General features: G+C 67.5%; 13 protein-coding genes and 3 pseudogenes. 8 read left to right on the top strand and 8 right to left on the bottom strand.

The window, feature by feature from the left end:
• Window positions 1-170 precede the first annotated feature (170 nt).
• On the bottom strand, window positions 171-293 hold the full coding sequence (locus AAFF41_RS48720) for a VanZ family protein (RefSeq protein ID WP_388417312.1): 123 nt from the start codon (window positions 291-293) through the stop codon (window positions 171-173).
• 303 nt (window positions 294-596) lie between these two features.
• Window positions 597-749 (bottom strand): annotated as a pseudogene (locus AAFF41_RS48725) (ATP-binding protein); the annotation flags it as partial.
• 327 nt (window positions 750-1,076) lie between these two features.
• On the opposite strand from AAFF41_RS48725, the gene AAFF41_RS48730 reads away from it, so the two are divergent.
• Window positions 1,077-1,562: a hypothetical protein gene (locus AAFF41_RS48730; protein ID WP_319753980.1), complete on the top strand. Its 486-nt coding sequence runs from the start codon at window positions 1,077-1,079 to the stop codon at window positions 1,560-1,562.
• Here the strand turns inward: AAFF41_RS48730 and AAFF41_RS48735 are convergent.
• A pseudogene (locus AAFF41_RS48735) lies at window positions 1,555-1,782 on the bottom strand (IS110 family transposase); the annotation flags it as partial. The gene AAFF41_RS48730 and the pseudogene AAFF41_RS48735 sit on opposite strands and share 8 nt — an antisense overlap.
• Before the next feature lie 211 nt (window positions 1,783-1,993).
• Between AAFF41_RS48735 and AAFF41_RS48740 the strand changes: the two are divergent.
• Window positions 1,994-3,091 (top strand): IS4 family transposase, encoded by a 1,098-nt coding sequence (locus AAFF41_RS48740; protein ID WP_257040034.1) that lies wholly within the window; start codon window positions 1,994-1,996, stop codon window positions 3,089-3,091.
• Window positions 3,092-3,557: 466 nt separating this feature from the next.
• Here the strand turns inward: AAFF41_RS48740 and AAFF41_RS48745 are convergent, their stop codons facing one another.
• Both AAFF41_RS48745 and AAFF41_RS48750 read right to left on the bottom strand, forming a co-directional pair.
• Complete coding sequence (locus AAFF41_RS48745) at window positions 3,558-4,493, bottom strand: alpha/beta fold hydrolase (RefSeq protein ID WP_319754098.1); 936 nt, start codon at window positions 4,491-4,493, stop codon at window positions 3,558-3,560.
• Between the two features lie 448 nt (window positions 4,494-4,941).
• Window positions 4,942-6,096 (bottom strand): MFS transporter, encoded by a 1,155-nt coding sequence (locus AAFF41_RS48750; RefSeq protein WP_343326105.1) that lies wholly within the window; start codon window positions 6,094-6,096, stop codon window positions 4,942-4,944.
• Between the two features lie 146 nt (window positions 6,097-6,242).
• Between AAFF41_RS48750 and AAFF41_RS48755 the strand changes: the two genes are divergently transcribed.
• On the top strand, window positions 6,243-6,854 hold the full coding sequence (locus AAFF41_RS48755; protein ID WP_319754120.1) for a TetR/AcrR family transcriptional regulator: 612 nt from the start codon (window positions 6,243-6,245) through the stop codon (window positions 6,852-6,854).
• 197 nt (window positions 6,855-7,051) lie between these two features.
• On the opposite strand, the gene AAFF41_RS48760 is transcribed toward AAFF41_RS48755, so the two are convergent.
• Both AAFF41_RS48760 and AAFF41_RS48765 read right to left on the bottom strand, forming a co-directional pair.
• Entirely contained in the window at window positions 7,052-7,594 is a 543-nt protein-coding gene (locus AAFF41_RS48760; protein WP_319754100.1) for a GNAT family N-acetyltransferase, read from the bottom strand.
• A gap of 53 nt (window positions 7,595-7,647) precedes the next feature.
• A pseudogene (locus AAFF41_RS48765) lies at window positions 7,648-7,755 on the bottom strand (IS5/IS1182 family transposase); the annotation flags it as partial.
• 168 nt (window positions 7,756-7,923) lie between these two features.
• On the opposite strand from AAFF41_RS48765, the gene AAFF41_RS48770 reads away from it, so the two are divergent.
• Together AAFF41_RS48770 and fabV are read left to right on the top strand one after the other, a co-directional pair.
• Window positions 7,924-8,088: a hypothetical protein gene (locus tag AAFF41_RS48770; protein ID WP_343326507.1), complete on the top strand. Its 165-nt coding sequence runs from the start codon at window positions 7,924-7,926 to the stop codon at window positions 8,086-8,088.
• On the top strand, window positions 8,085-9,299 hold the full coding sequence (fabV, locus tag AAFF41_RS48775; RefSeq protein ID WP_319754101.1) for an enoyl-[acyl-carrier-protein] reductase FabV: 1,215 nt from the start codon (window positions 8,085-8,087) through the stop codon (window positions 9,297-9,299). The genes AAFF41_RS48770 and fabV overlap by 4 nt, the downstream gene beginning before the upstream one ends.
• 216 nt (window positions 9,300-9,515) lie before the next feature.
• Here the strand turns inward: fabV and AAFF41_RS48780 are convergent, their stop codons facing one another.
• Window positions 9,516-9,941: a hypothetical protein gene (locus AAFF41_RS48780; RefSeq protein WP_319754102.1), complete on the bottom strand. Its 426-nt coding sequence runs from the start codon at window positions 9,939-9,941 to the stop codon at window positions 9,516-9,518.
• Between the two features lie 410 nt (window positions 9,942-10,351).
• On the opposite strand from AAFF41_RS48780, the gene AAFF41_RS48785 reads away from it, so the two are divergent.
• From AAFF41_RS48785 to AAFF41_RS48795, 3 genes are all read left to right on the top strand, one after another.
• A complete protein-coding gene (locus tag AAFF41_RS48785; RefSeq protein WP_319754103.1) occupies window positions 10,352-10,789 on the top strand; it encodes a cupin domain-containing protein in 438 nt (145 codons plus the stop codon).
• Window positions 10,790-11,171: 382 nt separating this feature from the next.
• Complete coding sequence (locus AAFF41_RS48790; RefSeq protein ID WP_343326106.1) at window positions 11,172-11,264, top strand: hypothetical protein; 93 nt, start codon at window positions 11,172-11,174, stop codon at window positions 11,262-11,264.
• A 515-nt stretch (window positions 11,265-11,779) separates the two neighbouring features.
• A complete protein-coding gene (locus tag AAFF41_RS48795) occupies window positions 11,780-12,346 on the top strand; it encodes a hypothetical protein (protein WP_343326107.1) in 567 nt (188 codons plus the stop codon).
• The last annotated feature ends 152 nt before the right edge of the window (window positions 12,347-12,498 follow it).

The following is a 12,498-nucleotide window of genomic DNA, read 5'->3' on the forward strand; positions in this document are numbered from 1 at the left end:
TGAGAAGGGGGCGCCGACTGAGGTGGGGGGCGCGTACATCGCCTCTTGATTTAAGGAGTGAGGTAAGGGGGTGTCAATACTTTGGTCCGGACCAGCACTTCGGGTTCGGCTCAGGCTGCCTGGGAGTCGCGCCGGTCGCGGACGCGACGGCGGGAGCGCACCGCCAGGCCTCAGCCACCGGCCCAACAGCAGACACAACCCACCAGCACGCCACTGGTGTTGGGGATGACGTCGTCGATGTCGAAGGCGCGCCCGCTGATGACCGTTACCTGGACCAGTGTCACCAGCAGCATGACCGTCGCGGTGACACCAGGTTCTGTCCGGCGGTTTTTTTCGAGTACCACGGCTGGATCACCGTCAGGGAAACCGCGGTTGATGACGACGACGTCCGACGGGGGCAGATCGTCGATGGTCGCGATGACGAGGACCCGGGCTATGAGAAGGAGGTAGGTGTCGTCAGACTTACTCGGGGTTCGGTCACGCAGCGTTCTTCAGCCGGGACAGGGCGTGCTCGACGCGAGGCCCGACCGTCAACCATGCACGAGATCGTTGAGGCTGATCGCTAACTGCGGAACGAGCCCAAAGGCCTCTCCTGCCTACGGTGTGCCGGGAAGCCGGACCGTGACGAGGAGACCTCCGGCGGGGCGGGGGACGAGGTCGAGGGTCCCGTCGTGGGCGCGGACGATGCTGTGCACGATGGCAAGGCCGAGACCGACGCCGGCGTGCTCATCGGTGCGTACGCGTTCCGTCACCCCGACGGGTCTCCACCATGACTCGGCAATGCCTCGCCCCAGAACGGTGACACGACGTTGGTGTGGACGTCGATGCGATCTGCATGTGCCATGAGTGTTTCCCTTTCGGCGGCGCTCTTCGGCAGAGGCACTTGGAACGTGGCTTGCCGATCTGTGAGTTGCGATCATGTTGACTACGAGGATGAACTGCGGGCTGTGCGCGGCCTGCCGGGGTCAGGGCGAACGCCGGCTGGCGGCACTTGCGGTCGCAGCGGGGGGTGCCCCCACGGCTTTCGTCAAGGAAATCGGGCTGCGTTGAGGATCGGAGCCGGGCAACATGGCGAGGTGTCTGATCTGTTGTGGGATGACGTCGAGTACTTCTTCGACCTTGATGAGATGGGGTCGCTGCCGGACGTGCGTGTCCCTGACGCCTCGGTGGAGGACTGGCAGGCGGTCCTCGACCTGATCAGCGCGAGCGGCTGGAAGTGCCAGTACTCCGAGGGCGAGGTCGTGATGCCCGTGCCCCGGGCAGAAGCAGTGTTGTCCCGCCCGGCTGATGCCGAGTGCCCGGAGCTGCGAGTTTGGCCGCCAGCCGATGTGCTGGCGATCTTCCGCTTCTATGCGGCGGAGGAGATCGACTTCGACGTTGATCTGCGGGAGCTGCAGGGACAGGACCGACTCGATGTGTTCTGCGGCTTCCTGCGGGCGATCGGGCGACGGCTGGGCAAGCCGGTGCTGATGGATCCGGAGGGTGATGGTGGGCATTCGGTGCTCGGGTTCGATGTGGAAGCCGATCGGGTCGTTCTCTTGGCTGAACCGCCGGTCAGATGACCACGGACGCCGGCTGCGGTTCGTAGAAGGTGCCGTCGCGGAGTATCGCAAAGAGCACGTCGGCCCGAGGGCGGGCGAGGCAGAGCAGGGCCTGGGTGTGGTGCTTGCGCTGAGCGATCTTCATGTCGTAGTAGGCCCTCGATGCCGGGTCGGCGAGGGCGGCGGAAGGCTGCTTATTGCCGCGTCGGGAGGGCTGTTCACCTCGGATCGAGGATCCCGATGAGCCTCCCAAGTCCCAGAGGAACCGGTGGTCATGCCCCTAATCAGCGGTCTGCCAGTGCCTCCGGGCGCCGGTGACACCACCCCCCCCAGATCGTGATCAACAATGCCGTTGCTTTTGGGGTGTGCGTGGTGTTGAGCCATGCGTGTTGGTGTCGCGTCTGGAGCGGCTGGGGTTGGGCATCCTGACTCGGTCGTGTCCTGCTGAGCTGGTGGACCGGGTCGTTGCCGAGGCTGGGTGTGCGGAGAAACGCCGACGTGTGCTGTCGGCCCGGTTCACGGTGTACTTCGTGCTCGCACTGTGCCTGTTTCCGCAGGCCGACTACCTGGAGGTCCTGCGGCTGGTGAAGGCCGGCGAGCCGACGCTTCGGCCTTGGGCGGGGGTGAACAAGTCATCTCTGACGCGTGCGAGGCAGAGGCTGGGCTGGCCGGTCATGCGAGAGCTGTTCCGGGCCGTGGCCCGACCGTTGGGCCACAGGACGGAACTCTTCCACGGGCTACGGGTCCTGGCCCTGGACGGAATGCTGCTGGCCGTCCCCGACTCGCCCGGCAACCGGGAAACGTTCGGCAAGTCCGGCTCGCAACGCAGTCCGATGGGCTATCCGCAGGCCCGGGTGGTCGCGGTGTCGGAGTGCTCGTCGCACGCGGTACTGGACGCGGTGATCGGCGGCTGGAAGGACTCCGAGCGGATCGTGTCCGACGAACTGGAAGCCCATATCGGGGCCGGGACACTGGTCTTGGCCGACCGCGGACTTTGGGGCCTGGCCCGCTGGCACCGCTTTCGCGACCGGGGCGCCCACCTGCTGTGGAGGATCGAGCGGCGGGCCGCCCGCAGGGTCCAGGACGTCCTGCCGGACGGAAGTTACCTGGCCCGGATCCAGGCGAACAAGCACGCCAAGGCTGCCGGAACCGTCAAAGCTCCACCAGCTCTGGTGAGAGTGATTGAGTACCGCGTCGACGGCCAGGCGGACGTGATCCGGCTTGTCACCAGCCTGACGGACCATGAGGAGTATCCGGCCGCCGAACTCGCCACCCTGTATGCCCGGCGCTGGGAGATCGAGATCGTCTTCGACGAGATCAAGACTCACCAGCGCGGCAGACCGGTCCTGCGATCGCAGACTCCGGACGGGGTCAGGCAGGAGATCTATGCCCACCTGATCGTCCACCACGCGACCCGCGACCTGCTCAACGAGGTGGCCCGGATCGCGCAGACTTCCGCCGATCGGACATCGTTTACCCGGGCCCTGCATGTGGTCCGCCGCTCGGTGATCGCGCCGTGCGGCTTTTCCCCCCTCAGCCCGAAATCATGACCGTCTGCTCGGCCTTGCCGAGATCCGCTGGTCTCTCCTGCCACGACGACGCTCACGCGACTGCCCCCGCAAACTGAAGTCGTCGATCACCCCGTTCAGCGGCAAGGCCCCCGACGAACCTGCTAGCCACCGCCGCCCATCAGCCGTCATCACGGTGAACCACAGATGGCAGTAACCACCAAAAGCAACGGCATTGTCGTGATCAACAGGGGGGGGAGCAATCATGCCGGGCCCGGAGGCCGGGAACTCCATTGCGGGGCCGAGGAAGACGGTAATGGGGGACCTGGCTGGTCACCCGCCCCTGGAGCATCCGAGGTGAGCGGCTTTCAGTCGCAGCCCGCGTCGACGCCGGATCGCCGAGGCCGGATGTGTCGTCGCTCCTCCCACTCGGGAGTGAGAGTCGCGTTCGGCGAGTTCGTGGTGAGCCGGAACGGGCAGGTCGCCTGGCAGCGGGGGTTGGCCCGTGTCAGGCGCCTTGAGTGATGAAGTCGGCCAGGGCGGCAGCGACGGCGTCGGGTTGTTCGTCCGGGATGAAGTGTCCTGCGTCCGGCACGACGATCCCGGTCGCGTTGTCGGCCCACGGCCTGAGGGAGGCTGCCATGTCGGGGATGGAGCCGTGGCTGCTGGAAATCCCGAGAACCGGCACTGTCAGGTGCTGTTGTTCAAGGGCCTCGTGGTTCTTTCGCGCCGATGCAGCGGCGTCTCGGTAATAGGCCAGGGAAGCACGGAGTCCGCCGTCAGCGGCGATGGCCGCGGCGTATTGCTCGATCTCGGCGTCGTCGAAGGTGTCGGGGGAGAGGGTTTTGGCCTTCAGGAACCAGTCGACGTACTCGCGTTCGCGGCCTCTGAGCAGTGTCTCGGGCAGGTCGGGCACGAGATGGAATGCGAAGTGCCAAGTTTTCCACGCCACCTCGGGGTCGGTCGGGATGGTGTCGGGGAGTGTGATGCCGGGGATTCCGGCGTCGAGGAGTGCGACGCCATGCAGCCGGCTCTGGTACTTCAACGCGAGGGAGAAGGCGACCCACGCGCCGATGTCGTGGGCGGCCAGCCAGTATGTCGAAACTCCGAGCGCTTTCACCGCGGCGTGGACGTACGCGGCGACGGTGTGCGTGTCGTAGCTGCCGTGCGGGCGTTCGGAGTGGCCCTGGCCTGGCAGGTCGATCGCGATGACGTGGAATCGGTCGGCCAGGTCGGGCATCACCTTGCGCCATGCCCACCAGGTCTGCGGGAATCCAGCGAGCAGCACGACGGCTGGGTCGTTCGGCTGACCTCCCTCGACCGCATGAAGCCGGACGCCGCCCGTGTCGACCCAGCGGTGGGTGAAGCCGGCCAGGTCGTGCAGTGGTAGATCGCGGACCGGGTTGTCGCGGAGGCGGGCGGTGATAGCGGCAGGGTCGGTCATTTTTCCTCCATCGGTGTTGGGTGTGTTGGTTCGGTGTGCCGGCCGAGGGCGAGGCCCGCGAGCGTGGTGAACGCGACGCGAGTGGCGAGCATGGTGCTTGAGATCCGTGTCCTGTCGGCCCGACGCGCGCAGGCCCGCAGCGCCCACTGTGGCCCCGTAGATGCCGTACGTCTGCACCACAAATCACATGTTTATGGTGTTCAGCGCCCTTATGGACTCTCCTGAGGTATTCAGTCGGAGACCGCCATGGGAGTGCGGAGGACGCAGAGCTACTCGGGTACGCGGTGGCTGCAGTACGCCAGTTCTTTGTCGCGGGACTTGACGGGGTTTCATGGAGCAGGCAGGAGAGGGGCGGAGCTACTCAGCGCGGCGGTCGCTCAGGCAATGGCGGTGGTGGGACGGCTGAGTGTGCTCGCGAGGGTCGTCGCAACGACGGCGACGGCCAGGATCAGGGTGGCGACGTCCTGGTTGATGGTCTGGTCGAGGAGTCCGAGGGCCAGCGTAGGCACGATCGTGCCGGTGTAGGCGAACAGGAAGTACGTGGCGAGCAGATCCGCCCTGCGCCGCGGGTCGGCGAGCCGCTGGGCGACCCCGACACCGCGGCGGAAGGCCAGGCCGATGCCTGTACCCGCCAGAAGCGTTCCGGCAGCGAACGTCGGCAGTGACCGTGCCGCAGCCCGGCCTCGAACACCGCGACGCCCGCTACGAGGAATGCCGGAGCCGGCCGGCGCCCGGTGATCCACCGCTCCGGAGCGGCCACCTGCGCGATCAGGGCGACGATGAACAGCAGCCCGACCTCTGCGCCGACAGCTGCGACGTTGTGGACGCGCAACTGTTCACGGAGGAAGGAAGGCACCAACGACGAGAACAGTCCGCTGACCGCGAACGCGACGAGAACGGCCGTGGCGGCCCGCAGGAACTCGGTCCGTGCTGCCCGCCCGTCGGGAATGGTCGGGCGGCGCACCGACGTCGCGGGGCGCTGCCTGGCCGTGACCCTCTCCGGGGTGACGATGACGGCCAGGAATGCTGGGACCAGGCTGGCGAGGTAGACCCAGAACACCAGGTGCGTGGGGTTCGCCCCGTATTGCGCGAACAGGCCGGCGGCAACGGTGCCCAGCCCCAGCCCGCCCATGTTCGCCGCTGTGGAGACGGTCGACACCCGTCGGGTGTGCTCGGCTCCGGCGAGCTCACCCAGCGCCGCGGTCGCCGTGGCGGTGAAGACACCGGTACCTGTCCCGCACAGGAACCGTGCCGCCAGCAGGGTTCCGACATCGTCGGCCAGGAGGAACAGCGCTGTGTTCGTGGCCGCGGCGAGTACGGCGGCAGTCAGGAGGGGGCGGCGGCCCACACGGTCGGACAGCGACGCGAACGCCATCAGCGCGAGCACGGTCCCCAAGGCGTAGACGGCGAAGACCAGCGTTGTGGTGAAGGGCCCGAAGCCCATCCGTGGCGCCCAGAGCGCGTACAGCGGCATCGGCAGCGTCCCACCCAGCATGACCAGGGTGTACACCGCGGCCACGAGCCAGAACCCGGCGCGCGCCCGACGCCCGTCGACGGACGGAACAGCCTGTGCGCGGACGTCTGACGCGATGTCGTCGATCATCGTGCCCCCTTTCGAGTGCGAGAACCAGGACCCTCACGCTAACCATCTTGGATCGATCGGTCAAAGATGACTCGACCGATCGATCCAAGATGCGGGTAGGCTCACGGCAGAGACGTGACAAGAACATGAAGGAGGAGGTGGACGCTGTGTCCGGCCGAAAGCAGTTCGATATCGATGCGGCCCTGGACCAGGCCATGCGGGTGTTCTGGCAGCGCGGGTACGCGGACGCCTCGCTCGATGCCCTCGGCTCGGCCACCGGCCTCGGCCGCGGCTCCCTCTACGGCGCCTTCGGCAACAAGGACGCCCTGTTCGGCAAGTGCCTCGACCGCTATGCGTCGATCTACGGCGCGCAGTACGAGCAGGCGCTCGCGGCGCATCCCGGTGATCCGGTGCGCGCGGTCGAGGCGTTCTTCGACGTCATCCTGGGCCGCATCGCCGACCCGTCGGTCCCCGTGGGGTGCCTCATCGCCCAGTCCGCCGCGCAGTCACTGACGCTGAAGGAGGAGAACAGCGTGCAGGTGCGTGGCCTGCTCGACCTACAGCGCCAGCGGGTACATAGGGCACTGGCGGACTCCTCGGCCGACAGCCGAACGCTCGACGAGCTCGCCACGTTCGTCGTCGCTGTCAACCAGTCGCTGGCCGTACTGAGCCGTGCCGGCGCCTCGGACGCCGAGCTGCGCTCCGTGACCCGGCTCGCCTGCACAACGGTGGCGGACACCTTGGCCCGCGCAACATCCGATGACGTCACCCAAAGCTGACGGGCACCGGCCCGCCGGGACTCGGCTCTGTGCAACCCGGCATGCCGACAGGCACTTGCGGTCGGCGTGATGCCCAGACGGTCGGCGCTCTCGCGGAAAGAGTGGCCAAGGGCGTGGAGCGACTGAGTGACCGGTTCGTTCTGGCTCTCGGCCGTCCATGTCGGCTCCGCTGCCCGCCCTTGGCCGTCAGGCGGCGGCTAGTCCTTCGAGTCCGGCTTCCAGTCCTGGACGAGGAGTCCGAGCAGCACCTGGTCCAAGAACTCGCCCAGCACCCAGGCCGAGGAGCGCAGCACACCCTCGCGGACGAAGCCGTTGCGCTCGGCGGCGCGCAGCATCGCGTCGTTGTCCGACAGCGTCTCGATCTGCAGCCGCTGCAGGCCGCGCACGACGAAACCGTAGTGGCACAGCACCGCGACCACGTCGGTGCCGTAGCCCTTGCCGCGCGAGGACGGCAGCAGCCCCAACCCGATGTGCGCGGACCGGTTGTGATGGTCGATGCCCCACAGCGTCGCGGTACCGACCAGCGTGCCGCCGTCCAGCTCCACCACGGAGAACGGGACGAGCCCCTGCTCCTTGTCGTCCACTACGAGTCGCGAGTCCTTCGAACCCGGCGTGATCGGCCGCCACGGCCGGCCTTCGGCCCGCGAGCCGTTGACCACGTCGTCGTAGAGCTCGGCCCGCAGGACCGGGATGTCGTCCTCGTACCGGGCCCTCAGCCCGACCTTGTTGCCCTTCAGCATGCAGGCTTCCTATCCGATCGGGCTGGCCTGCGGCAAACCAATAAAAGATCAGCTCAGTTGGTGTAGCGACGCGAGTAGATGAGGGCGCTGGCGATGCCGACGAAGGCCAGGAAGCGCTCGACTTTACGCTCGTAGCGCCTGTGCGGGCGGCGGCAGCCTGTCTCGTCGTCATCATCCGCATCCCTGGACGACGGGGAAACCCCAATCTGCCGCGCTGCGGCCCCGCTTAGTAGCGGCGGCAGGTCCCCGTCTCCCTTCCGTCCGGCCCGGTGGCGGATCAGTGGAGGGTGTAGGTGAAGTGCTGGGCGGCAAGGGCGAGCCTGGCCGCAGTGACTGCGCTGCTGGAAGTGGTGGAAACACTCCAAGACCGGCTCGTGATCATTGTCTCTGGCGGGGCCTCTGTCCGTGTCCGTCCTGTCGCAGACTTGCAGGAAGCGGTGGCCCGGCTGGTCGCCGTATCTCTGTTCCAGCCGAACCAAGGACTGCAATCGTGAGCGAGCGCGTTCTCACCCCCCGCAACCGGGGCTTCCTCTTCCTCGACTCCCACCCGGCGGGCTGCGAGCAGTTGGTGGCCGACATGTGGCAGGCATGCCCCGCCCCTGTCGCAGCGCCGGAGGGTGCCGGGCCGGTGGCTCTGATCATCGGCTCCTCGGCCGGATACGGCCTGGCGGCCACTCTCGCCGGACTCAAGCGCGCCGGCATCCGCGGCATCATGGTGTCCTTCGAGAAGGCCCCCACCGAACGGCGTACCGCTACAGCCGGCTGGTACCGCACCGCCGCCACCGCCGACATCGCCCGCACCGCCGGTCGGGATCTGGTCTTCCTCAACGGCGACGCGTTCTCCGACACGGTGAAGAACCAGGTCGCCGACCTCCTCGAGCAGCGATTCGGCGGCAAGCTCGACTACCTGATCTACTCGGTGGCCGCGCCCCGGCGCACCGACCCCGACACCGGCACCACGTACGCCTCCGTCCTCAAACCGATCGGCCAGGCGAACCGCACCAAGACCCTGCTTTTCGACGACCAGGGCGTTCCCGAGGTCCGCGAGGTCGAGACGGGGCCCGCCGAGGGCGATGACGTCGAGCAGACCGTGGCCGTGATGGGCGGAGCGGACTGGGAACGCTGGATCGACCACCTCGCCGGACGGGACCTGCTCGGCGACGGCTTCGCTACCGCTGCGCTGTCGTACATCGGATCGCCGCTGACAGCTGCGATCTACCGGCAGGGCACCATCGGCGCGGCCAAGGCCCACTTGGAGGCCACCGCCCGCACCCTGAACGAGCTGCTCGAGAAAACGGTGGGCGGGCGGGCCGTGACCTCCGTCAACGGCGCCGCCGTCACCCAGTCGTCCACCGCCATCCCCGGCATCGCGCTGTACACCGGTCTGCTGCGCGGCGTCCTTGGCGAGGCCATGGTCCCGCCGGTACGCCAGCTCGCCCACCTCTGGGACCAGCTCACCGGTGCTGCCCCGCTCACTCTGGATGACGAAGGTCGGGTCCGCCTGGACAACTGGGAACTCACTGACGACGTCCAGGCGGCCGTCGCCGAACGCTGGGAGGCCGCCACCACCAACACCATCGCCGACCTCGCCGACCATGCCTGGTTCCGCACCGAAGTCCAACGTCTGTACGGATTCTCCGTGCCGGGCGTCGACTACACCGCCGCAGTCGCCACTGACATCCCTTGGCCCACCCACACACCCTGACCCCGGCATCCGGTATGGAGGAACGCCATATCAAGGAACGCACTGAGGTGATCGGCGCCGCGCGCCGTGCCAAGGAGGAGGCCCTGGTGGCCGCGCCGGCTGAGCGGGCGGCTTCACCCGTGCCGAAGCAGCGGCCCGCCCGGCCCATGGCGGCGGTGCGGGCGGTGCTTCGATTTGGGTCGCACCTTCGACCGTAGGCGTGCAAGGGCCCTGCCGTTAACGGAAGTTGGGCGAAACGGCCCTTCGATGACGGGCCGGAGTGAACATGCCCGGGGTGTCCTCGTCCAGCCGTCCCCGTTCCACCAGCCGCTTCAGCTTCGACCGCGTACCCTCGATCTTCCCGGTCTCGGCCGGCAGTCCAATCCTCGGCACGATCTGCTTGGCCCGGACCGGCCCCGGCGTGTCCGCCACGACCTTCACGATGTCCCTACACACCGGCGGCAGGACCTCCGGCGCCATCCCGGGCTGCCAGTTCGGCACCGTCAGTACCCCGATGAACTGCCGCTCAGCCCCCGCATACGCCGAGGCCACCCGCTCGCCCGCGGTCGGCTGCCCGACACCGACGGCCACCGCCGACCCCTCCGGGGTCATCTCCGCGAGCACTTCGGCGACCGTCTCCCGTGCGATCCGCAATCGCTCCACGCCTCCCGCGCCAGTTTGAGACGTTCTGCCACTCGGACAGCCCCATGGTGGCGCACCGCCTGCGCGAGCGCCCGAGCGGCGCGTCAGATCACAACAGGGCAGACGCTGCTTGATGCGGCGCTGGATGCCCGCCGATGACATGGCGCGATGCGGCCTCGATGCCGCTGGCTCCCGGATTGTGGCGGCCGCCGACGGGAGGCAGAGTGGTGTCGAGACCGTTGGGGCGAGGCAGAAGGCACACGGCCTGTCACGGATGCGGGCTGTGGCATGTCCTCATCGCGACGCGAGTTGTGTGAGCCGGGAACCGGCGAACTTGGTCACCGCCGAACGAGTGGGTCGGTACACCGGTCCGGAATGCGGTGGCCGACCCAAGATCGTCCAGTCCGGGCAGGCTTACGGAGGTGTGGTACATGTCAGCGAAGAACCCAGAGCACGGGAGCGCCCACGAGGTCTCCTTGCCGCCCGAAGTCAAGTTGCTGCAGGAAGTCACTCCGCCCTTCTTTCCCGAAGGTGGTTCGGGAATGACCATCCTCGTCGATTGGCCTCCCGGTCACCCCGGGCTCCCTCCGCATCGCCACTCGGGCCCGTCGTTCGGCTACGTGATGGAGGGCGCGCTCCGGTTCGAGCTCGAGGGTGAGCCAGAGCGTGTGGTCGAGGCCGGTGGGACGTTCTGGGAGCCAGGTGGTGACGTGATCCACTACCAGGACGGCAACGCCTTGTCGGACGCACCGACCAAGTTCGTGGTGATTATGGTGTGCGCGCCGGGTCAGCCGATGCTCACGCTGGTCGACGAGGAGGAGCTCAAGGAACGGGCGCACCTGCGCGCCCCGCGTCCCTCCGAAGGCTGACCCGCGAGATCGACAAGAGGAGGCGGACAGGGCGCCGAGTTCGCACTCCCACCGTGCGAGCCAGTCAGTGCGTTCTCGGAGGTCTTGTTCCAGCAGCCGTGCAACGATCCGCGCCGGCCATTCCCAGCTGCGGTCCGCGGTCGCCCGCTTGACTTCTCTTTGGTACTCCTGAGCCTCAAAGCGTGAGGCGGGCAGGTCCACTTCGTCCTCGTCGGGATTGCGCCACTCGTCCCAGAGCACGTAATCGCCGTCGCGCTGGATCGTCACATAGAGAACGCCGCAGCGGCCTTCGGCGCACGACGCCTCGGCCAGCCGCACCTCGTGTGGTTCCGGGCCTCGGTCCCGAGTCGGGGGTTGGACGATCGGCGCGTGGTTCATACCGGTGATCAACTTCTTTGTCCCGCGGCAGATCGTCCTCGACATCGAGCGGCGAGCTCCGCGTCGTGGGCGCAGGAGCGAGACACGACACTCGTGAACCTGTGGTGGGTGGGCTGGATCACGCACGCGCTGGTGCTCGTGGGGGGCGGGTGGCCCCGGGGTCGATGGCCTTCACAAGTGTCCGCGACATCACCGGATGGATGATGCGCCATCCCGACAGACTCCGGGATGAAGACCGGCAGTAGCTGGCCAGAGTCTGCGCCCTCTGCCCCGAACTCGATGCCGCGAGCCGACTCGTCCGAGCCTTCGCCGAGTTCCTCACCGCCCGCTTCGGCCACCTCAAAGACTGGTTCACTGCCGCCCGTGCCGAAGACCTGCCCGGCCTGCACACCTTCGCCACCGGCCTGGAGTAGGACTGGGACGCCGTCCTCCAGGGTCTGACAGGGCCTGACCACCCACTGGACTCCGGACCCGTCGATGGCCGCGTGAGGCACATTCAGATGATCAGGCGCCAGACGTTCGGCTGTGTCAACTCCAGCTGCTACGCAAGCGCGTCCTCCTCACCGCCCTTGCCTCATGAGGTGTCGGTGGGCTGTCGTAGGGTCCGGTTCCATGACGACGACGCTGATGACTTACGCGGGACCAGGCGAGCCTGATGCACTGGTCACGCGCACGGGAGGAATGCCTCTGGGCCCTGTGGGGGCGCCTCACGCCGGCCATGTCATGGCGATCTTCATGTGCCAGAACGATCCCGGTATGTGCGATGAGTGGAGCCCCACGGCCGGAGGTAACCGCGCCCTGCTGTTCCCCTCTGAAACGCTGCGGCCGATACCCGCACCCGAACCGGACGACGGCGAGGGAGTTCTCCGCCTCGGGGTCGTCAACGCTGTGTCGCCGGTGTCCTCGCCTTCCGCCGACTACTTCAGTGCACGCGAGGAATGGGGCAACCGCAGCGGGAACAGCCTGGGGCACGTCCTGGGACAGCTCGGCGGGCAGCCCGAATGGCTTCAGGCTGATGAGACACCCACATGCCCCACCTGTAGCCAGCCCATGAACCTGGTCGCGCAGTTCGAGGAGGGACCGGATCACGCTACGGCCATGAACTTCGGCGGCTGCGGCACGGCGTTCGCCTTCGCCTGCGGGCCCTGCACCCAGGCCGCCTTCCTGTGGCAATGCTGATCGACGACGAAGGAGCCGCATCCCACCAACTCAACCCTCGCTCGCGGACCTCGCGATCAGCATCACCCTTACGGAATGTGTGCCAGATCCGGCACCTGAGAGCGTTTGTTGCTCAGCCCGGAGAGCGCCCGGTTTCGCTGGAGGGTAATGTC

This window comes from Streptomyces mirabilis, from assembly GCF_039503195.1.
Taxonomy (GTDB): domain Bacteria; phylum Actinomycetota; class Actinomycetes; order Streptomycetales; family Streptomycetaceae; genus Streptomyces; species Streptomyces mirabilis_D.